The sequence below is a fragment of the Paenibacillus sp. NPDC057886 genome, assembly GCF_042796655.1.
Taxonomy (GTDB): Bacteria; Bacillota; Bacilli; order Paenibacillales; family Paenibacillaceae; genus Paenibacillus.
In genome coordinates this window covers 57360-78921 of sequence record NZ_JBHVMZ010000013.1, presented here as the reverse complement: position 1 = coordinate 78921, position 21562 = coordinate 57360, and the positions used below count along the sequence as shown (strand labels likewise).

At 47.3% G+C, this 21562-nt stretch carries 18 protein-coding genes; all 18 read left to right on the top strand.

Going from position 1 to position 21562, the window contains the following annotated elements; translation table 11 throughout:
• The first annotated feature begins 29 nt into the window (after positions 1-29).
• Positions 30-983, top strand: a complete 954-nt coding sequence (locus ACFVQB_RS31175) for an alpha/beta fold hydrolase (RefSeq protein ID WP_379448652.1) — start codon at positions 30-32, stop codon at positions 981-983.
• A gap of 192 nt (positions 984-1175) precedes the next feature.
• Positions 1176-1880, top strand: coding sequence for a PspA/IM30 family protein (locus ACFVQB_RS31170; protein ID WP_379448784.1), 705 nt, complete (start codon positions 1176-1178; stop codon positions 1878-1880).
• A 46-nt stretch (positions 1881-1926) separates the two neighbouring features.
• Entirely contained in the window at positions 1927-2958 is a 1032-nt protein-coding gene (locus ACFVQB_RS31165; RefSeq protein ID WP_379448649.1) for a TFIIB-type zinc ribbon-containing protein, read from the top strand.
• 23 nt (positions 2959-2981) lie between these two features.
• The gene (locus ACFVQB_RS31160) at positions 2982-3758 is read left to right on the top strand and encodes a TPM domain-containing protein (protein ID WP_379448781.1); all 777 of its coding nucleotides are present in this window, start codon (positions 2982-2984) and stop codon (positions 3756-3758) included.
• A 71-nt stretch (positions 3759-3829) separates the two neighbouring features.
• Positions 3830-4846 carry an SPFH domain-containing protein gene (locus ACFVQB_RS31155; protein WP_379448647.1) on the top strand — a complete coding sequence of 339 codons (1017 nt, stop codon included), beginning with the start codon at positions 3830-3832 and terminating at the stop codon, positions 4844-4846.
• A gap of 202 nt (positions 4847-5048) precedes the next feature.
• Positions 5049-5276: a DUF896 domain-containing protein gene (locus ACFVQB_RS31150; protein ID WP_379448776.1), complete on the top strand. Its 228-nt coding sequence runs from the start codon at positions 5049-5051 to the stop codon at positions 5274-5276.
• Between the two features lie 128 nt (positions 5277-5404).
• Complete coding sequence (locus tag ACFVQB_RS31145; protein ID WP_379448645.1) at positions 5405-6367, top strand: ring-cleaving dioxygenase; 963 nt, start codon at positions 5405-5407, stop codon at positions 6365-6367.
• Between the two features lie 114 nt (positions 6368-6481).
• Positions 6482-7570 carry a low temperature requirement protein A gene (locus ACFVQB_RS31140; RefSeq protein WP_379448643.1) on the top strand — a complete coding sequence of 363 codons (1089 nt, stop codon included), beginning with the start codon at positions 6482-6484 and terminating at the stop codon, positions 7568-7570.
• A gap of 222 nt (positions 7571-7792) precedes the next feature.
• Positions 7793-10579, top strand: coding sequence for a glycoside hydrolase family 3 C-terminal domain-containing protein (locus tag ACFVQB_RS31135; RefSeq protein WP_379448641.1), 2787 nt, complete (start codon positions 7793-7795; stop codon positions 10577-10579).
• A gap of 102 nt (positions 10580-10681) precedes the next feature.
• Complete coding sequence (locus tag ACFVQB_RS31130; protein WP_024629467.1) at positions 10682-10870, top strand: hypothetical protein; 189 nt, start codon at positions 10682-10684, stop codon at positions 10868-10870.
• Between the two features lie 182 nt (positions 10871-11052).
• Positions 11053-12066 (top strand): sialidase family protein, encoded by a 1014-nt coding sequence (locus ACFVQB_RS31125; protein ID WP_379448639.1) that lies wholly within the window; start codon positions 11053-11055, stop codon positions 12064-12066.
• Between the two features lie 168 nt (positions 12067-12234).
• Entirely contained in the window at positions 12235-13632 is a 1398-nt protein-coding gene (locus ACFVQB_RS31120) for an alpha-L-fucosidase (protein WP_379448774.1), read from the top strand.
• The gene (locus ACFVQB_RS31115; protein ID WP_379448636.1) at positions 13613-15382 is read left to right on the top strand and encodes a glycoside hydrolase family 35 protein; all 1770 of its coding nucleotides are present in this window, start codon (positions 13613-13615) and stop codon (positions 15380-15382) included. The genes ACFVQB_RS31120 and ACFVQB_RS31115 overlap by 20 nt, the downstream gene beginning before the upstream one ends.
• 91 nt (positions 15383-15473) lie before the next feature.
• A complete protein-coding gene (locus tag ACFVQB_RS31110; RefSeq protein ID WP_379448633.1) occupies positions 15474-16340 on the top strand; it encodes a sugar phosphate isomerase/epimerase family protein in 867 nt (288 codons plus the stop codon).
• Between the two features lie 260 nt (positions 16341-16600).
• The gene (locus ACFVQB_RS31105; protein WP_379448630.1) at positions 16601-17659 is read left to right on the top strand and encodes a Gfo/Idh/MocA family protein; all 1059 of its coding nucleotides are present in this window, start codon (positions 16601-16603) and stop codon (positions 17657-17659) included.
• Positions 17660-17883: 224 nt separating this feature from the next.
• Entirely contained in the window at positions 17884-19296 is a 1413-nt protein-coding gene (locus ACFVQB_RS31100; protein ID WP_379448627.1) for an alpha-L-fucosidase, read from the top strand.
• A 314-nt stretch (positions 19297-19610) separates the two neighbouring features.
• Positions 19611-20591: an ABC transporter permease gene (locus ACFVQB_RS31095; RefSeq protein ID WP_379448625.1), complete on the top strand. Its 981-nt coding sequence runs from the start codon at positions 19611-19613 to the stop codon at positions 20589-20591.
• A gap of 24 nt (positions 20592-20615) precedes the next feature.
• A complete protein-coding gene (locus tag ACFVQB_RS31090) occupies positions 20616-21515 on the top strand; it encodes a carbohydrate ABC transporter permease (RefSeq protein WP_379448772.1) in 900 nt (299 codons plus the stop codon).
• Positions 21516-21562 lie beyond the last annotated feature (47 nt).

The window sequence follows — 21562 nt, the reverse complement described above, 5'->3', positions numbered from 1 at the left end:
GAAATGGAACAGAATGTTGGGGGAATGTAATGAAAGTTGTACTTAAACGAATGGGTTATGGTGTCTTAGCTTTACTGATTATCATGTTTTTGTTCATAGCGATTAGTTTAACGAATCATACAATTAAATTAAAGAAAGAATCAGCTATACTAACACCCCCAGGTGTAATGGTTGATGTTAATAATCACCAAATGCATGTCTATACAGAAGGTTCCGGAAAACATACTCTGGTCTTTATGTCAGGTGGAGGCACATCTTCGCCTGTATTGGATTTTAAGGCGCTCTATTCCAGATTGTCGGATCAATACAAGATTGCTGTTGTTGAGAAGGCAGGCTACGGATTCAGTGAAACGGCAAAGGTCTCACGTGATATCGATACGATGTTGGAAGAAACCAGAACAGCTCTGACATTAGCGGGAGAAACACCGCCCTATGTGTTATTTCCGCATTCTATGTCGGGTATAGAAGCACTATATTGGGCACAAATGTATCCAAACGAAGTTGAGGCTATCATTGGTCTTGATCCTGCTGTTCCAAAAGTTTATGAGAAGTATCCTCTACCTACAGTTGGTATGATGAGTCTTACAGGCTTGGGGGCTCGTGTCGGAATTACTCGTTTTTTCCCTGCCATCGTTAATTCGTCCGCCGCAATTGAAGAGAAGCGGTTGTCCTCCCAAGAGGAGGCAATCTATCGGGCATTATTTTATAAGAAAACGCAGACCCTGAACATGAATGAAGAAGTTAAAATGATTAGGATAAATGCAGCCCGAGTTCTAGAACGAGGTATTCCGGATGTGCCCATGTATTTTTTTATATCTAATGGAGAGGAATTACCTGTTGAGAACTGGAAAAATTACTTAGTGAATTATGCTGAGTCGGTGAAGAATGGGCGCTATATGTTATTACATAACGGTCATTACGTTCATGATGCTGATCCTGATCTAATTGCAGAGGAAAGTATCAAATTTATAGAAGAACTGTGAATGACGAAAAGGAACACAATGAAATTTGAAGAGTATTTAGTTAAGAGGCGATGCCATATGTGCTCGTCTTTTCTTTTATTGCTCGACTTTTAATGATAATGACTTAAACTGACAATCGTTAAAAGTGAAACGTACCTTGCAAATTTCATGTATTATAGGGTAAATGTAAACTATTCGAAGGAGGAACGAATGATGGGAATCTTATCGAGGTTTAGGGACGTGATGAAAGCGAATGTCAACCATGTGCTGGCTCGGGCGCAAGATCCGGAGAAGACCGTGAGTGAATATATGCGGAGCTTGAGCAGTGATCTGGGTCAGGTGAAGGCAGAGGCGGCTGCGGTTCTCTCGGATGAGAGCCGGGCGAAGAGAGCTTTGGACGAATGTAGCGCAGAGATAAAGAAATTACAGCGGTATGCAGAGAAATCTGCGGAGTCTGGTGATGAAGACAGGGCACGTAGTTTTTTGGAAAAGAAGGCAGAGCAGACTGAGAAACTGAATGAATTACAAGCTGCCTATGATCGGGCTTCTGCCAAAGCCAAAATGATGAAGCATATGCACGAGAAGCTGGTTGCGGATATGGGGCAATTGGAAGCTCGGCATGCGGAGCTGAAGGGCAGAATGGCGGCTGCCAATGCGCAACAACAGACCAATGAACGGAACGCCTCCGCTGCCAATGCGAATGCTGCTTTGAAGGCGATGGAAGACAAAGCGAATCAGGCGCTTAACGAAGCTGAGGCTTTGGCTGAACTCCGTGCTGGGGCACAGGAAGATGATCTGGATGTGTTAATTGCGCAGTTGGAGCAACAAATGAATGCCGAAGCGGGTAATAATGGACAGGTGACGCCGAGTCCAGAGGAAGAGCTTGCAGCAATACAGAAGAAATTGGAAGATAAATAACGATATATAAAATGTCATACATTTCGTTAAACATTGAGGTGAGCAAATGCCGGTAATCGAGTACAAGTGTCCCAACTGCGGCAGTGGAATGCTTTTTGATAGTGCAACTGGAGCGTTATCCTGCCCCAGCTGCGGACGACAGGATAATATCGAACAGATCCCCGATCCGCTCAAGAAACAGGTGTTCACGGAGAATGAGGTCAAGGAGTATCACTGTAACAGTTGCGGCGCGGATATTGTGACTGAGCCGGAGACAAGTGCAACGACATGCAGCTTCTGTGGAGCTGCCGTTGTTCTGAGTGATCGACTGACGGGAGATCTGGCACCGGCCATGGTCTTACCCTTTTCGATCAGTAAGGATGAGGCCAAGCAGGCGTTCAAAAAGTGGTGCAGAAACGGTCTGCTGACACCTAGCGGATTCATGACGGCTGACCGGGTCAAGAGCATCACCGGGATGTACGTGCCCTTCTGGTTATATGAGTTACATAACAAAATCGAAGTTCATGGCCGTGGCACGAAGATCAGGACCTACACGCAGGGTGATTACCATTACACGGAGACGCAGCATTTCGATATTTACCGGAGAATCCGGCTGAATTACGTGAATCTGCCCATTGATGCTTCGGAGAAAATGAAAGATGAGCTGATGGATAAGCTGGAACCTTTTCCTTATAACCAGTTAAAGCTTTTCAAAACCCCGTATCTCGCCGGGTACATTGCGGAAAAATATAGTTATACCGATGAGGAACTATACCCGCGCGCCAAGGAAAAAACGAGCTCTTATATCGATTCTTATATTGCATCAACGGTTTCAGGCTATAACAGTGTCAGTTACACAGACAAACAGATTGATACTACGTTAAAAAATGCAGACTATGTGTTGCTCCCGGTATGGATGGTTTACTATGATTACAATCGTTCGCAGTATACCTTTGCCATGAATGGCCAGACAGGTAAAGTGGTGGGTAAGCCGCCTATTAGCAAAGCTAAAGTTGCCGGATGGTTCGCAGGAATTTCAGCCGTTTCATTGTTGTCATTGAAACTGGTCTCCTGGATGATGGGAGGTGGATTCCTGTGAGGAAAAGAAAACATCTGGCATGGATGGCAACGCTCATTTTATTTGTAATCACCCTCGTTTCTCCATTGATTCCAATGTCAGTGGCATCGGCAGCCGACAGCAAAAACCTGATTTATGATGAAGCTAATCTGCTGAACGAGCAGGAGAAAAGTGAACTGAACGCATTGGCGAATGAGTATGGTGCTGAAAGGCAGACGGACTTCGTTATTCTGACAACGAATAATACGGAGAATCAGGATGTACAGTTGATGACCGAGGATTTCTATGATGAGCACGCTCTTGGGTATGACAAAGCGCATGGTAATGCGGTCATTCTGACGTTGGATATGTATAATCGGGATATTTATCTGGCTGGATTCTATAAAGCCGAAGATTATCTGGACAGTGGAAGGCTGGATAAAATCAGAAACAAAATTACTCCCGATTTGACAGAGGGGAATTACAAGCTTGCTTTTGAAAAATATATCAATCTCTCCTACAAATATATGGGATATAAGCCGGGTGTGAATCCTGATAATATTTTGTTCAATATCTGGTTCCAACTTGTGGCGGCGCTTGCTGTAGGTGGTGTTGTGGTTGGTGTAATGACTTACCGTTCTGGCGGACGTGTGACAGTCAACCGGGCGACCTACGAGGATTCAAGTACTTCAAGCGTAATCGATCGTCAGGATCGGTATATTCGTACAACTGTAACCAAACGTAAAATTGAGAAGAACAACAATAATGGTGGCGGAGGTGGCGGGGGCGGAGGTACCAGCCGAGACGGTCATTCGCACAGTGGTAGTAGAGGATCTTTCTAGCAGGAAAAATAACAATTCAGCTTATGTCATGGTGATGCAAAATACTTACTATAGAAGGGATGGGAACGAGTATGGGATTTTTCAAAAATCAATTTTCGAATGTGGTGGAATGGGAAGAGTTCAGAGATGATATGATTTTCTGGAAGTGGAGTAACCGTGAGATCAAGAAGGGAAGCAAATTGATTATCCGTTCGGGACAGGATGCGATCTTCCTGAATAACGGCAAGGTGGAAGGGATTTTCGAGGACGAAGGATCGTTTAATATCGATTCCGAAATCATTCCGTTTCTGTCTACTTTAAAAGGATTCAAGTTCGGATTCAACAGCGGCATGCGGGTCGAAGTGCTGTTTGTGAATACGAAGGAGTTTACTGTTCGCTGGGGCACGCAAAGTCCAGTACTGATTCCGACTCCTCAACTTCCAGGCGGGATGCCGATTCGTGCGAATGGTACGTTTAATTTTAAAGTGAGTGACTATGTTACACTGATCGACAAAATCGCTGGAATTAAACAAAGTTATTTGGTCGAGGATGTCAAAATCCGGATTACGTCTGTGCTCGATCAGCTGCTGATGAAGTGGATTAGCCGTGAGGGCAAGGACATGTTCAACCTGCAGGCGAATGCTTCAGATATTGCGAAAGGCATTCAGGAAGATCTGGATATGCAAATGATGGACATCGGCATCGGAATCACGGGTTTCCAGGTGATGAGCTTCAACTATCCGCAGGAGATCCAGGATATGATTACGAAGACTGCTTCACATGAAATGATCGGCAATTTGCAAAAGTATCAGCAGGTCAGCATGACTGACGGCATCTCATCTGGTAAAGTTAAGGGTGGCGGCGCTGCTTCGGATATGGCGGGCATGATGATGGGCATGAACATGGCGAATGAAATGATGAAGAACATGAATCAGAACCAGAACAACCAGAATCAGAATTCGGATCAAAAGTCTGCGGCAAATCAAAACAGTGATGCAGGTGCATCTTCTTCGTCTGGAGACAATAAAAAGCCGAACTTCTGTCCGAACTGCGGAGCCAAGAATGAAGGAGCCAACTTCTGTCCAAACTGTGGTCAAAAATTAGCTTAATGCACTGAAATATAGGAAGGCTCGCTCAGAAGTGCAATACTTTTGAGTGAGTCTTTTTTGTATTTCATTTTTTTATTGAATAAAGGGTTGACAACCGATCACAAATCATTTATCTTTAAATTAAGATATTTAATTTGAATATAAATTACACCCAAGAAAAAATAAATATCTTAAATTCGATTTATGAGGAGAGATCAAGATGATGATCCCAACATTGACCAGAATAAATGAACTTTCAAGAAAAGCCAAAGCTGCAGGGTTGACGGAGATGGAGAAAGCGGAACAAATTCGTCTGCGTCAGGAATATCTGCAAACCTTTCGCGGTTCGATCAATGATATTCTGCTGAATGTAACCATCTATGATCCGAACGGCGACGACGTCACTCCAGATAAACTCAAACAGGAGCAATCTCAACAGAACAACAGCTAACTTAGCTAGGTTAAATATCTTAATATTAAGACAATCACATTTACTATAAATATATATAAGAACTTATCAGATGATCGCCAAAGAATGAACTTTTCAAAAATGATCTATAAACCTAGGAGGAAATTATTATGACAATTCAAACTGCAGGTATTCACCATATTACAGCTTTTGCGGGAGATCCGCAGGCCAATGTCGACTTTTATGCTGGGGTCCTGGGACTCCGTCTTGTGAAAAAAACAATCAACTTCGATGCTCCTGATGTGTACCATCTGTATTTTGGGGATGAGAACGGAAGCCCGGGCACCATCATTACATTCTTCCCATCAGCCGGATCACCACGAGGCAAAATTGGCGGCGGTCAGGTCGGCATTACCTCATATGTGATTCCACCTGGGACTATTGGCTTCTGGCAGGATCGGTTGGAACAGTATAACATTGAGGTAACCAAAACGAGCCGTTTTAACGAAGAGCTGCTGCAATTCGAAGACAGCGAGGGCTTGCGTCTTGAACTGGTTGAACGTGAAGAGGGTGCAGCCAGCACCTGGGTACATGAAGGCATTCCCGCGGACAAAGCCATCAAAGGATTTGGAGGTGCCGTGTTGTTCAGCGTCAATCCGCAGAGAACGATGGATGCGCTGGATAAAATACTCGGATTCATCAAAGTAGATCAAGACGAGGAATATGTACGGTTCCGGTCCAACGGGGATATCGGTAATGTGGTGGATGTTCCGATTGCCCGTATGGCTCTGGGCGTTGGCGGAGCAGGGACGGTCCATCATATCGCGTGGCGTGCCAAAGATTTTGCAGAGCATGAACAATGGAGAGAGGCTGTACAACAGTATGGTTATCAGCCGACCCCAGTTCGGGACCGTCAATATTTTAACGCAATCTATTTCAGAGAAGCTGGCGGTATCCTGTTCGAAATTGCTACCGATCCTCCTGGATTCGCGAAAGATGAGCCTGCGGAATCGCTTGGACAAAAACTCATGCTGCCTGAATGGTTTGAACCATATCGTGCCCAAATTGAAGACAATTTGCAGCCAATCCAGGTAAGAACGCTGGAACCTGTGCCATTTGTTATGGAGCGGTGATAACAGTGATCGTTAAGTTGTCTCGGCTGTGAAGTGATCGATGTAAATCAAGTGTTCCATCTGTATAGAATTCATAATTTTTGATAAGAGTTTAACCAAAAGGAGCATTGAAGGATGATGGAGAAAAAGGTTACCTGGCTGGAGCTGTTCTATGATTTACTTTTTGTAGCGGCAGTCTCCAAAGCGGGTCATGTCCTGTTACATGCCGAACACGGCGTGATTACGTTTGAATATCTGATGAAATTTGTGTTGATTTTCATTCCTGTCTGGTGGGCGTGGGTCGGTCAAACCTTATTCATTAACCGTTATGGTCAGGATATCCTGAGCCATCGAATATTCCTTATCCTTCAGCTCCTGTCTGTTCTGGTGATGACAGCAAGCCTCTCGACTCATTTTGATCAATACTATCTGTCATTCTTCATCGGGTATATCGGGTCGAGGGCGTTTACGGCAATTCAGTACCTGACAGTTCACAAATCCAAAAGCACACATCAACAGCATGCTGCCCGTTACTTGGGCACCTGTTTTATCCTTGGCATATTGATTTCATCAGGTTCTCTGTTTTTCGATTCCTGGCTGCGCTACGTGATTTTGTATGCGGGGATTGCCGTGGATATCGTACTTCCGTTGATTGGACGCAAGAATCTGGTGAAAGTACCAGTTCAGACACACCATTTGCTGGAGCGTTTCGCGCTCTTTACACTCATCCTGCTGGGTGAATCGGTGATTAGTATTATCGCTGTGTTGCAAGCAGACCATTGGGATGTGAAGTCGATCCTGTTTGCCGTGTTTACTTCTATATTTGTCATTGCTATGTGGTGGCAGTACTTTGAGAATGTAGAGAAAAAGGTAAGCAAAGAGATTCAGACTGCCGGGCAAGCGATTATTTATGGCCATCTGTTTATATACATTTCCATGAGCATGATCGCCGCTTCGATCCAACTGCTGTATCAGAATCAACTGAACTATGTGTTCATGATCGGGTTTATGTTTGGATCAGTGCTGCTGTATTTCTTGTCGACCTCACTTGTGTTCCATCGCTACAGGCATGCCCATCTCCGGCTTCGTCCACGTCACTTGGCGATTATGCTAGGACTGATGGCAGCGTTTGTCCTTGTGGATCTGATCTATCGGGTTCCGGGCTATGTTATCGTGGGAGAGAACATGGTGTTCTTCCTTGTTTATGCCAAATTAACGACCTAATGCGCAGGTCGTACAAGAATAAAAGTCACGGACGAATGACGTTCGTGGCTTTTTAAGTTGGATAATTACAAAATCATGTCTACTGTGAGAAAAAACGTTTAACCTGATTTATTTTCTACTATAGAATCTGTTAATATGAGACTAGATACAAGTGAATCTACCAGATTAACGAATATACATAATGATTCGTGGAGATGGAGATGACAAACAGGAGGGAAATCATTGAGCACACATCAAATCGGAGTTCCATTGGAAGGGTTTGCAGAGTTTAGCCGTACGGTTGCCGCTGAAGGCGCAGTGCTTTTGAAAAACGAAGGACAGGCTCTTCCGATTCGAAAAGACGAAAACGTTTCAGTGTTTGGACGGATTCAAGTCAACTATTATCGCAGTGGTACAGGCTCAGGCGGCAGCGTTCATGTGGCGTATACAACCAATTTGCTGGATGGTCTGCGCAGCAAAAAAGGACTTACGGTCAATGAAGAATTGGTAGCTGTCTATGAAAAATGGATTGAGGAAAACCCGTTCGATGACGGTGGAAAAGTATGGGCGGCAGAGCCTTGGAACCAGAAAGAAATGCCTTTAACGGACGAAGTGGTATCCCAAGCCAGAAGTAAATCCAGCAAAGCGATCGTGGTGATTGGACGTACAGCAGGCGAAGATCAGGATAACGTCGATGCACCAGGCAGCTACCGGTTGACTGAAGATGAGAAAGCGATGCTGAAGCAGGTCACGAATCATTTTGAACAAACGATCGTCGTGTTGAATGTATCGAACATCATGGACATGAGCTGGTTGAATGATGAAAGTTACGTTCATCCGATCCAAAGTGTCATTTACTCGTGGCATGGCGGTATGGAGGGTGGTAATGCGATCGCCGATGTACTGGCCGGAGACGTTACACCAAGTGGTAAATTAACCGATACGATTGCGTATTCCATTGAAGATTATCCTTCCACAAGCAATTACGGGAATGAGTTTAAGAACCTTTATCAAGAAGATATCTACGTAGGCTATCGTTATTTCGAAACGTTTCGACCTGAAAAAGTGCAATTTGAATTCGGATACGGTCTGTCCTATACCACATTCACAACCAAGGCTGAAGATGCAAAATTGATCTCCCAAGACGGAGATAATAGCATTAAGGTGAATGTAACCGTAACCAATACGGGCACAACCTATGCAGGTAAGGAAGTAGTGCAGATCTATTATGAAGCGCCACAAGGTCAATTAGGGAAACCTGCAAAAGCTCTGGTAGCATTCGGCAAAACCAATCTGCTTCAGCCGGGTGAGTCTCAGCGTCTGACCGTGAGCTTCCCTGTGGATTCCATGGCTTCCTATGATGATGCTGGCGTAACAGGACATGTATCGGCGTATGTACTTGAGGCAGGAACGTATCGTTTGTACGTGGGAACCAGTGTCAAAAATGTGGAACATGTCCGCATTGATGGCCAAGATGGATATGTTGTAGAAACGATTCAACTTGTGGAACAGCTCCAGGAGGCAATGGCACCGACCGAGAGCTTTACGAGAATGAAGCCGGGTACTCGCAAAGATGATGGGTCTTACGAGCTGATCTTTGCAGATGTACCGACGCGCCAAGTATCCATGGCTGAACGGATTGAACAATGCTTGCCGCAAACGCTGGAGCAAACTGGCAACCAGGGCTACAAGCTGAGAGATGTGAAGGACGGCAAAGTCAGCCTGGAAGCTTTTATTGCCCAATTGAGTGATCAGGATCTGGCAGCTATCGTGAGAGGCGAGGGCATGAGCAGCCCACTCGTTACATCGGGTACAGCTTCGGCATTTGGCGGCGTGAGTGACAGTCTGTTTAATTACGGAATCCCTGTTGCATGTACTGCAGATGGCCCATCCGGTATTCGTATGGATAGCGGGGAGAAGGCTACACAAGTTTCTATAGGGACTTTGCTGGCGGCAACATGGAATGCAGAACTTGTCGAAGAGCTGTATGTGATGGAAGGCCAGGAATTGCTGAGAAATCAGGTGGATGCACTGCTCGGGCCTGGATTGAATATTCGCCGGAGTCCGATGAACGGTCGTAACTTTGAGTATTTCTCAGAAGATCCACTGATTTCCGGTGTATTTGCTGCTGCATGTACGAAAGGAATCATGAAGGGTGGCTCTAATGCCACGCTGAAACATTTCGCCTGCAACAACCAGGAGAAACATCGCAGTAAAGTGGATGCCGTAGTATCCGAGCGTGCATTGCGTGAGATCTATCTGAAAGGGTTCGAGATTGCCGTGAAAGAAGGCGGTGCGAATTCGATCATGACCTCCTACAATCCGATTAATGGACATTGGGCGGCTTCCAACTACGATCTGAACACGACCATTCTTCGTGGCGAGTGGGGCTTCCAAGGTATCGTGATGACCGACTGGTGGGCGATTATGAACGACGGCGTTGAAGGTGGACCAGCAGATCGGAAAAACACCAACTGGATGGTTCGCGCTCAAAACGATCTGTACATGGTTGTACCTAACTATGGCGCAGAAATTAACGGCTGGGATGACAACACGATCGAATCTCTGGAAAATGGGACGTTGACCCGTGGAGAGCTTCAGCGCTCGGCCATGAATATTTGTGAGTTCATCATGAATGCACCTGTCTTCTCCAGAAAACATGAGATTGTAGAGAATGTCGCTTCATTCCAAGCGAATGCTTCACTTTCCTCAGAGCAGGCACAAGTGCTGGCTGATAATGCACAGGTCAAACCCGTTGTGGGCGAACCTGTCTACATGAAAGTAGATGAAGCAGGTCAATATCGGATTATTGTACAGATCATGTCTCCTGAGCCGGAACTGGCTCAAAGTGCATGTAATGTCATTCTTAATGATCAATTGATGACGACCATTCAAACCAACGGAACCGAAGGTAAATGGATCAGACAGAAACTTGTCAAAGTGGAGTTGGAAGCAGGCGTGTACGAATTGAGGCTGGACTTCACCAAACCGGGTCTGCAGATCGACTGGATCGAATTTAAACAAGTGTAACGCAGGATCGTCTCGATCTGTTGTAACTGAACATGACGACTGTTATGATTGTGTTATGAGATCCGGAATTTCTGAACAATCTGGTCAGGAGTGTTGCGAAGGATGAGAAGGTATAATTTTTGGAGCCCCATTCTGCTGATTGCGGTTGCGTTGATTGTCAGAGGCCTGGTTACCAATCTGGGCGTTCTGTTCGGCATGTCGCATGATGCAGCAAGTAATATCGCAATTGTTGCCATGTTGATTGCTGCACTGATTATGTTTAACCGAATGACAAAGGCAAAGCGAAAATGAACTTATAATATTCAATATGGATCAAGAGAGAGGCACCCTTAGGGGTGTCTTTTTTGTGTATTGACGTTTCATTCCCGACGACTTAGACTGTTTATGAATAATAAAATAACATTTTATAAATAACGAAAATAACAAAAAAAGACGACCAGATGCCCATTCATTTTTCGAGAGGAGCCCTACTCATGAAGATTATGGCGGATAAACAGTATGTCTTTCAGGAAGATCAGCCGTTTCAGAGCAGTCATGCTTCCACGGTTGTCGTGTTGCCAGGTGGCGAGGTTTTGGCGGCGTGGTTTGCGGGCAAGCATGAAAAGGCAAGTGATGTGGCGATCTGGCTGTCGCGACAGCAGGAAGGTCATTGGAGCATCCCATTAAAAGTAGCCAATGAAGAAGGCATTGCCCACTGGAACCCCGTGCTGTACGCACAGGGTCATTCGCTGATGCTTTTTTACAAGGTGGGCCATGAAATTACGGACTGGCATACCCGACTGATGCGTTCGGAGGATGGCGGGTACACGTGGACAACTCCTCAAGAGTTGGTGCAAGGAGATGTTGGCGGTCGCGGACCGGTTCGCAACAAGCCGATTACTTTGGAGGATGGAACGATTCTGGCCCCTGCTTCCATTGAGCGGTTGGACCCCGATGCAAAGGGCAAACAAATCTGGGAGGCCTTCGTCGACATATCAGCAGACCAGGGAGAAACCTGGACGAAGAGCGCACATGTACCGATGGATCTGTCCACCTATGTGGGGGCGGAGCATTGGTTTGCCAAAGGGCTTATTCAGCCTGCACTGTGGTCTTCCGGAGCGGGGCATGTGCATATGCTTCTGCGCAGTACGGAAGGGTTTATTTATCGAAGTGATTCAGATGATGCCGGACGGACATGGTGTGAAGCGTACCCTACGATCCTCCCGAACAACAACAGCGGGATCGATGTAACATGCATGGAGAACGGGCTGCTTGCGCTAATTTGTAATCCGGTGAGTGGTTATGACACGGAAAGCCCCCGTACCCCACTGGTGATTGTCTTTTCGACAGATCATGGCCTGTCCTGGGGGAACGAATATGTGTTGGAGAATGAACCGGGGGAATATTCATATCCCGCCATCGTTTCGCAAGCCCAAGATCTGTATGTAACGTATACGTGGAAAAGAGATCGTATTGCATTCTGGAAGCTGACTGTCCATGACAGCTAGCTAATGAAGGACCGTTGGAGGCGCTATGCTCTGTCGGTCCTTTGTGGCATATGTCGGATAGGGGGCAGAGAAACGGTGTGAGGGGAGGAGAATCCAGTGAATACAAGCAATTGGTTGAAGGTGGTAGCGCAGGTTGCGCCAACGGAGCGCCAGTGGAAATGGCAGAAGATGGAGTTCTATGCATTTATTCATTTCACGGTGAATACGTATACAGATCAGGAATGGGGAATGGGTGATGAAGATCCGGCGATCTTCAACCCTTCTGATCTGAGTGCCCGTCAATGGGTTCAGGCGTGCAGGTCTGCCGGTATGACAGGACTAATTCTTACGTGCAAGCACCATGATGGATTCTGTTTATGGCCAAGTCAGTACACAAATCATACGGTAGCCGCCAGCCCTTGGCGAAACGGTGCGGGTGATCTGGTGAAAGAGGTTGCCGATGCCTGCCGGGAAGGCGGATTGAAATTTGGCGTCTATCTGTCGCCGTGGGACCGTCATGAAGCATCCTACGGGGATTCGGAGCGATATAATGAGTTTTTCAAAAATCAGCTGCGTGAACTGCTAACTCATTATGGCGATGTGTTCTGTGTATGGTTCGATGGGGCATGTGGAGAGGGGAAGAATGGGAAAAGGCAGATCTATGATTGGGATGCCTATTATGCACTCATTCGGGAGCTGCAGCCAGAGGCTGTGATCTCGGTATGTGGTCCGGATGTTCGCTGGTGCGGCAATGAGGCAGGACATACGCGGGCATCCGAATGGAGTGTTGTGCCTGCCTACTTGCAGGATAACGAGAAGATCCAGGAGCAATCCCAGCAGGTGGATGATGGTGAGTTTGCCAGCAGAATTAATACGCAGGATGCAGATCTAGGCAGCCGGGAAGTGATTCGTCAGTATGAGGACAAGCTCATCTGGTATCCCGCAGAAGTGAACACCTCCATTCGCCCGGGCTGGTTCTATCATGCAAGCGAGGACGATCAGGTCAAATCGCTGGAGGAACTGCTTGGCATCTATGATGGAGCGGTTGGGGGCAACGCCAATTTTCTACTTAACCTTCCACCAGATCGACGCGGCCTTATTCACGAACAGGATGCTGAGCGGTTGCAGCAGCTCGGAGATGTTTTGCGAGACACGTATCAGCAAAGTCTGACTGAAGGTGCTCGCATTCGGGCATCAGAGACGATGAATGAGGAACATGCAGCGATGCAGATATTGCGTGAAGAACCGGATACGTTCTGGTGCCCGGCAGAAGGGACGGAACAGGCCTGGCTGGAGGTGGAACTGCCGGAGGAAAAGCTGTTTGATCGAGTGGTTCTCATGGAGCATATCCGTTCAGGTCAGCGTATCGAGCGTTTTACACTGGAGGCCAAGAGGGAGAACGGTGATTGGCAGGAGCTGTATCACGGCACGGTTGTTGGACACAAACGAATCTGTAGGTTTGATTCCTTCGCCGCCAAAACTATTCGTCTGACCATTCATGAATCCAGATGGTATCCCACGTTGTCCTGGCTGGGTGTATATCTGAGCAAACAGGAGGTGGCGGATAATGGCAGTTCTGACATATGAAGAATCCCAATTTTTCTATGAGGGAAAACCTGTTCAGCTTCTGTCGGGTGCGATGCATTATTTCCGGATTGTTCCCGATTATTGGGCAGATCGATTACTGAAATTAAAGGCATGTGGTTTCAATACAGTCGAAACCTATGTGCCCTGGAACTTTCATGAGCCGAAGCCGGGGCAGTTTCGTTTTGAAGGAATGGCAGATCTGGAGCATTTCGTCCGGCTCGCCGGGGAAATCGGGCTTTTTGTAACCATTCGTCCAAGCCCGTATATCTGTGCGGAATGGGAATTCGGAGGTCTTCCTGCATGGCTGCTTGCAGATGATGAGCTCGGGCTTCGTTGTTATGACGAGAAGTTTCTGGACCGGGTAGATCAGTACTACGACATTCTTTTGCCAAAGCTTCAACCACTCCTGAGCACTAATGGCGGGCCTATCATAGCCATGCAGATCGAGAACGAATACGGCAGCTTCGGGAATGATGCGAGGTATCTGGAATATCTGCGTGCAGGCATGGTGCGCCGCGGTATCGATGTCATGCTCTTCACCTCGGATGGACCAACAGACCCGATGCTCCAGGCCGGATCAGTACCCGGACAACTGGCAACAGTGAATTTTGGATCGGGAACACGCGAGGCCTTCTCGAAATTGCGACAATATCAGCAAGATCGACCGCTGATGTGTATGGAGTACTGGAACGGCTGGTTTGACCATTGGGGCGAAGCGCATCATACGAGGGATGCTGCCGACGTGGCACAGGTATTTGAAGAAATGCTTGAGGCGCATGCGTCTGTCAATTTCTATATGTTCCATGGGGGGACGAACTTTGGATTCTATAACGGGGCCAACTGCCAACAGAAGGACCAGTACGAACCAACAATCACCAGCTATGATTACGATTCGCTTCTCAGTGAATCAGGAGAGCCGACAGCCAAATTTTATGCGGTACGTGAAGTCATCGCTCGGTACAGGGATATCGGTGAACTTGTTCTGCCTGAACCCGTTGGCCGATTCGCTTATGGTCGGGTGGAATTGACTGAGCATGCAGCATTGCTGCCCCAGGTGGGCAGACTGGCGGCACCAGTACAACGAACCAGACCACAAACGATGGAGAAGCTTGGTCAGGATTACGGCTTTATTTTATACCGTACCCACATTACCGGACCGAGGGAGAAGCAGGAGCTTGTTGTGCAGGACGTAAGAGACCGCGCACTTATCTATGTGGATGGAGAGTTTCTGGGTGTGTTGGAACGTGGCAACACCGAATTGTCTGTCTCTTTTGAAGTACCTGAGAAGGGCGCTGAGCTATGCATTCTTGTTGAAAATATGGGTCGGGTCAACTATGGACCGTATTTACGGGACTCAAAGGGGATCACAGAGGGCGTGCGGCACGGATTTCAGTTCCTCTTTGATTGGACCATTCATTGTCTGCCGCTGGAGGACCTGTCTTCGTTGCAATTCGAAACGGGGATTCAGAATGGACCGGAAGTGCCCGCATTCTATCGTGGAACGCTTCATGTAAAGGAGGTGAAGGACACCTTCCTGCAGCCCGATGGATGGACGAAGGGAGTTGCCTTCGTGAACGGTTTTAATATAGGTCGTTATTGGAATAAGGGTCCTCAGGGTACGTTGTATGTACCTGCGCCGCTTCTTTGCCAAGGTGAGAATGAGATTATTGTATTTGAGCTGCATGAAGCTGTCGATCAAGCCGTAACATTTGTAGATAAGCCGATTTTGGATTCATCCCATGGAAAATAGAGTAGCAAACGATTATTGGCAATTGTATGATCTTATGGAAAAAGGTATACGTAAGGTAGAGCCACACACCAGCAGGAGAGGATGAGAGGATATGAAAGTAGGACTCAGCACATACAGTTTGCAACAGGCACTGGATGCCAAAGAATTGACTGTACCCGACGCCATCCGTTACATCGCCGAGCAGGGCGGAGAACATGTGGAGATTGTTCCGATAGGGTACAGCCTGATCGACCAACCGGAATTAATTGACCAGATTCGAGAGGCTGCGCAAGACGTGGGAATCGATATTTCCAATTACGCAATAGGTGCCAATTTCGTTACAGGAGAAGGCCTGGATGCACTTGAAAATGAGATTGCTACTGTCATGAAGCATGTGGATGTCGCTGCCGCACTTGGTGTTACGAGAATGCGCCATGATGTTGCATTTCGTCCTGCACAGGAAGGCACTGTCGCCCAGTTTGAGGCGGATCTGCCTGTTCTGGTGAAGGCTTGTCAGCGAATTGCCGACTACGCAGCGAGTCACGGTATTACGACAAGTGTGGAGAATCATGGTTACTATGTGCAGTCCAGTGAGCGAGTCCGGCGACTGGTGCATGAGACAGCACGAGAAAACTTTAAGACAACGCTGGATATCGGCAACTTCCTGTGTGTGGATGAAGACCCAGTTAGCGCTGTGAAAAACAACATTCCTTATGCATCCATGGTGCACGCCAAAGATTTCTATCGGAGACCTTCTTACCGTAATCCCGGAGAGGGTTGGTTCCAGACCGCACACGGCAATTACCTGCGCGGAGCGATTGTGGGGCACGGGGATATCGACATGCCGGAAGTATTCCGTGTGTTGAAGCAATCCGGTTATGACGGATATATCTCTGTAGAATTCGAGGGTATGGAAAATTGCAAAACAGCATCCCGAATCGCGATGGATAACGTCCGCCGCTTCTGGGAGGAAGCATAAGCAGCTACTGTACTACTATATAAGTGGAATCAATTTTTATATGTAAGGCTGAAGTAACAGAGGGGAAGTTTTGAATTGTAGGAGCGGTAGCGCCCGCCTTTGTCTGTGGATTTCAACCGATGAGAGCGGTTGATACAAGAAATCTGTAGACAACAGCGGCCGAAAGTCCAAACATTCACCGTAGTTACGTTAAGCCGATTATCATATGTTTTGAATCAACTGATATGACCATCATTCAACTTATTATGGAGGGGAAAATCATGTCCAAACTTAAAATTGCCGTTATCGGTGCAGGATCAATTTCCGATTTTCATTTACAAGCGTATGACAGCAATCCCGAAGTTGAAATATACGCCATATGCGACCTTAACGAAGCACGTGCCCAGGAAGCGGCGAAAAAATATAAAGCTACCCATGTATTCACGGATTATAAGGAGCTCCTGGCACTGCCTGAAGTTCATTCGGTTAGCATCTGTACCTGGAATGACACACATGCCGAGATCAGCATTGCCGCTCTGGATGCGGGTAAAAACGTACTTTGTGAAAAGCCGCTCTGTCAGACGGTAGAAGATGCGTTAGAGGTGGAGAAGGCTGTTCACCGCAGTGGAAAGCTGCTTCAAGTAGGCTTTGTACGCCGTTATAGCGACAATGCGCAGATCCTGAAGAAGTTCATTGATGAAGGCGAGCTCGGAGAGATCTATTATGCCAAGGCATCCTGTCTGCGGCGTTTGGGCAATCCGGGTGGATGGTTTGCAGATGTGGAGCGTTCCGGTGGCGGGCCGTTGATCGATATTGGCGTACACATTATTGATATCTCCTGGTACCTGATGGGCAAACCGAAGGTGAAAACCGTGTCTGCGAATGTCTCCAATCGATTGGGTAACCGTGCCAATATCCGTAATCTGTCGTTCTACCAGGCAGCGGACTATGATGCGAACAAAAACACCGTAGAGGATATGGCTAATGCGTTGATTCGTTTCGAGAACGGGGCAAGCCTGCTGGTGGATGTAAGCTTCACACTGCACGCGAAGCAGGATGAAACTTCGGTCAGACTCTATGGAGATAAAGGTGGAGCCGAACTGGAACCGGAAATTTCACTGATTGGTGAGAAATTCGATACCATTTTGAACATGACACCACAGGTGGATTTCAAATCCCTTGATTTCGCAGGTTCTTTCCGTAATGAAGTCAATCATTTTATCGACAGTACCCAAGGGCGCAAAGAGACGCTTAGTCCCGTTGAGGATGGCGTTGAAATCATGAAAATCCTCTGTGCCATCTACGAGTCCGCACGTGAAGGACGCGAGATTTCACTATAAGTCGGTATATAAGTTGAAACTAAACGTTTAAGCCAAAACGGAGATTGCAGAACCAATCTGAAGAAGCGGAGCGCTCGCCTTTATCCCCGGATTACGACCATTATAAAATTAAATTAAAGAAAATCCGGGGATAACAGCGATCGGAAGATTGTTCTGACCGCGTAGTGACCTGTGTAAAGCTACCTTTTCAACGTGTGACATTTGATCCAAAGGAGATGAACGGGATGAGCGAAACCAAAGATACGGTTCTGGAACAGGAAGAACAGGTCGTCGAAGCCGGGGTGCACAACTTTAGCAAAGAAGAGGAATGGGTGAAGCCTGAAGACCCGTTGCTGAATGAACGCCTGGAGTGGTTCAAGGATCAGAAGCTGGGGCTGATGATGCATTGGGGACCCTATTCCCAGCTTGGCCTTGTGGAGTCCTGGGCGCTAAGTGACGAAGATGGCGATTGGTCACGCAATGATATCGACTGGACTGACGACATGGAGCATTTCAAGCAGGAATACTTTGATCTCAACAAAACCTTCAATCCGATTCGCTTTCAGCCTGAGGAATGGGCACAGATGGCCGCTGATAACGGGTTCAAATATTTCCTGTTCACCACCAAACATCATGATGGCTTCTGCATGTGGGATACACATACAACCGATTATCGCATCACGGGCAAGGATACCCCTTTTCACACCCATAAATATGCGGATATTTGCCGCGCGCTTTTTGACGCTTTTCGTGCCAAGGGACTCGGTATCTCGGCTTACTTCTCCAAAGCGGACTGGCATACGCCGTATTACTGGACACCTGGCATGGAGCGGGGAAGCCATATGTGGCGTGGACCATCCTATGATCCGAAAGCGTATCCATGGCTGTGGGAGAAATTCGTGGAGTTCACGCACGAGCAGATCATGGAACTGCTGACCAACTACGGACGAATCGAATGTCTGTGGCTGGATGCGGGCTGGGTGCGTGAAGGACGCCATGGTCAGGATATCCGACTGGGCGAGGTGGTGGAGCGGGCACGTCAGACAACACAGCCGTGGCTCCTGGCAGCAGATCGCACGGTAGGTGGACCGTATGAGAATATCGTGACTCCGGAACAGACCATACCGGAGCATCCAATGAATATTCCTTGGGAAAGCTGTATCACGGTGGGCAATTCCTTTGCGTTTGGATATGATGATCAGTATAAGTCAGCAAGACAACTGGCGCATATTCTGCTTGAGGTAGTATCCAAGGGCGGTAATTTGGCACTGAATGTAGGGCCGCAACCGGACGGACGTCTTCCGAAAGGGGCAGTCCGAAGCATTAAAGCTCTTGGTGAATGGATCGGCACTCACGGGGAGGGCATCTATGGCACGCGGATTTGCGGACCATACTTCACAGGAGAGTGGGCCTTTACGCGTAAGGAAGATCTCAATGTTTCGTATGCCTTCCGTCTGTACAGAAACGAGAACGAGGCAGTACAATCACAGGTGGTCATTCCATATGTGGAAAAGGTGGAGCGAATAGAGCTCGCCGGCACAGATGATGTGCTGTCTTTCCAACGGACGGAAGATGGACTTGTTGTAGAGTTGCCAAATGCAGCAGTTACGGAAGTAGCACCTATCACGTTGACGTTCAGATTGTTCACAAACCAATAAAATCTACACTTCGAATCCCGGTGGACTTTTACAGTCCTTCGGGATTTTTTGAGTTGTTGATTTTTGCAATAGACATGTGCTAAAGAGCGATTTTCCCTTGTCCGGCAAGGGTTTTGGGAATAAAGAGAGGTGGGAGAAAATTGCAAATTGATAAAAGAACACCGCTCAAGGTACTATCGATTCAAGAAAGCGTTACCTGACATTATTCTTCACACGGATGGCGCTAATACAGAAAAACGAGTCAAAGAAAAGGATGTTTAAGGGATGTAAATGTAATGTATTATTACACTTAAGGTGTAGAAGGAGTGACGCGAATGAGTCGAGCTACGGAAAGCATACCTGCACCGGTGGAGCTCCAGCAAGGAAGGAAGTATGTAGAACCCAAGCGACAGCATCCGTTTATCAGAAGCCTCAAGAAGCATTGGGAGCTCTATCTATTGGTGCTGCCTCCCGTATTGTATCTGTTGATCTTCAAGTACATTCCGATGGTTGGTGTACAGATTGCCTTCAAAGACTTCAGTGTCGTCAAAGGAATCTGGGGCAGCCCATGGGTTGGACTGAAACACTTTGAAGCCTTTTTTGAATCCCCGAACTTCTGGCTGCTGATCAAAAATACGATTGGTATCAGTTTCTACTCATTACTCGCCGGATTTCCCATTCCGATCCTGCTGGCGCTCGCGCTGAATGAGATCCGAACAGGTTATTTTAAAAAGACCGTCCAGATGGTCACGTACGCTCCACATTTTATCTCCACAGTCGTCATGGTATCCATTATCATTCTGATGCTGTCACCGCATGTGGGGGTTGTAGACAAGCTATTTACCTTCCTGGGTTTCCCGATGACCAACTTTATGGGCATTCCCGAATACTTCAAATCCATCTATGTGTGGTCGGGCGTATGGCAGGGCATGGGTTATTCATCGATCATTTATATCGCGGCTCTCGCTGGCGTTGATCCATCCCTCTATGAGGCAGCAAAGATGGACGGGGCTTCAAGGCTTCGGAAAATCTGGCATATCGACCTGCCAACGCTCGTACCGGTCACCGTCATCATGCTGATTCTGAGTTTGGGCAGCATTATGGGCGTCGGCTTTGAGAAAATATATCTGATGCAGAATCCGCTTAACACGAGCGCTTCGGAGGTCATCTCCACGTATGTGTACAAGGTGGGTCTGATCGGGGCCAACTTCAGCTTCTCCTCGGCGGTAGGATTGTTCAACTCCGTTATCAACCTGATCCTGCTGGTTATCGTCAATGGCATTTCCCGCAAAGTATCCCAGAACAGCTTGTGGTAAAGGAGGAGCTCATCCATGTTCAACATGATTAATCGTAACCGGATTAAGGACCCGCTCGGTGACCGTATCTTCATGACATTCAACTATATCTTTCTGTTCGCCATACTTCTAACGGTATTTTACCCGCTCTTGTATATCATCAGTTCTTCATTCAGCTCCTCCCGTGCCGTTACATCCGGTCAGGTGTGGCTGTTCCCGGTAGACTTTAACATCAAGGCCTACATCTCCATTTTCAAAAGCCAGCAGCTCATGCTCGGGTTCTACAACACGATCATCTATACCGTTGTAGGCACATTTATCAATGTGGCGCTTACGGTCATGCTCGCGTATCCGTTATCGCGCAAGTCGTTTTATGGACGGGGGGCCATCATTATTTTCATGATGATCACGATGTTCTTTGATGGCGGTCTGATTCCAACCTATCTCTTAATGAAAGACCTTCATCTATTGGATACACGCTGGGCGATGTGGCTGCCAGGGGCGCTCGCGGTGTTCCAGGTTATTGTGGCGAGAACCTTCTTCCAGTCTTCCATCCCGGAAGAGCTGGGGGAGGCGGCGGAAATGGACGGATGCCGGGATATCCGGTATTTGATCAGCGTGGTTCTTCCGTTATCGAAGCCGATTCTGGCGGTCATGACCCTGATGTATGCAGTAGGCCACTGGAATGCGTACTTTGATGCCCTGATCTATCTTCGTTCCGAGAAGTTGTTCCCGCTGCAATATGTATTGCGCAATCTGCTGATTCTAAACGCCGCAGACCCGGCGATGTTGGCCAATACGAGCCAGCAGCTACGAGACCAGGGATTTGAGCAGGTACTGAAATATGCCTTAATTGTAGTCGCCAGCATCCCTATTCTCATCATGTACCCGTTTGTGCAGAAGCATTTTGTTAAAGGGGTCATGGTCGGTTCTCTCAAAGGATGATCCTTGTAATTTGCACCCGCTAAGCCACTTGAAAGGAGGTGGGGGAA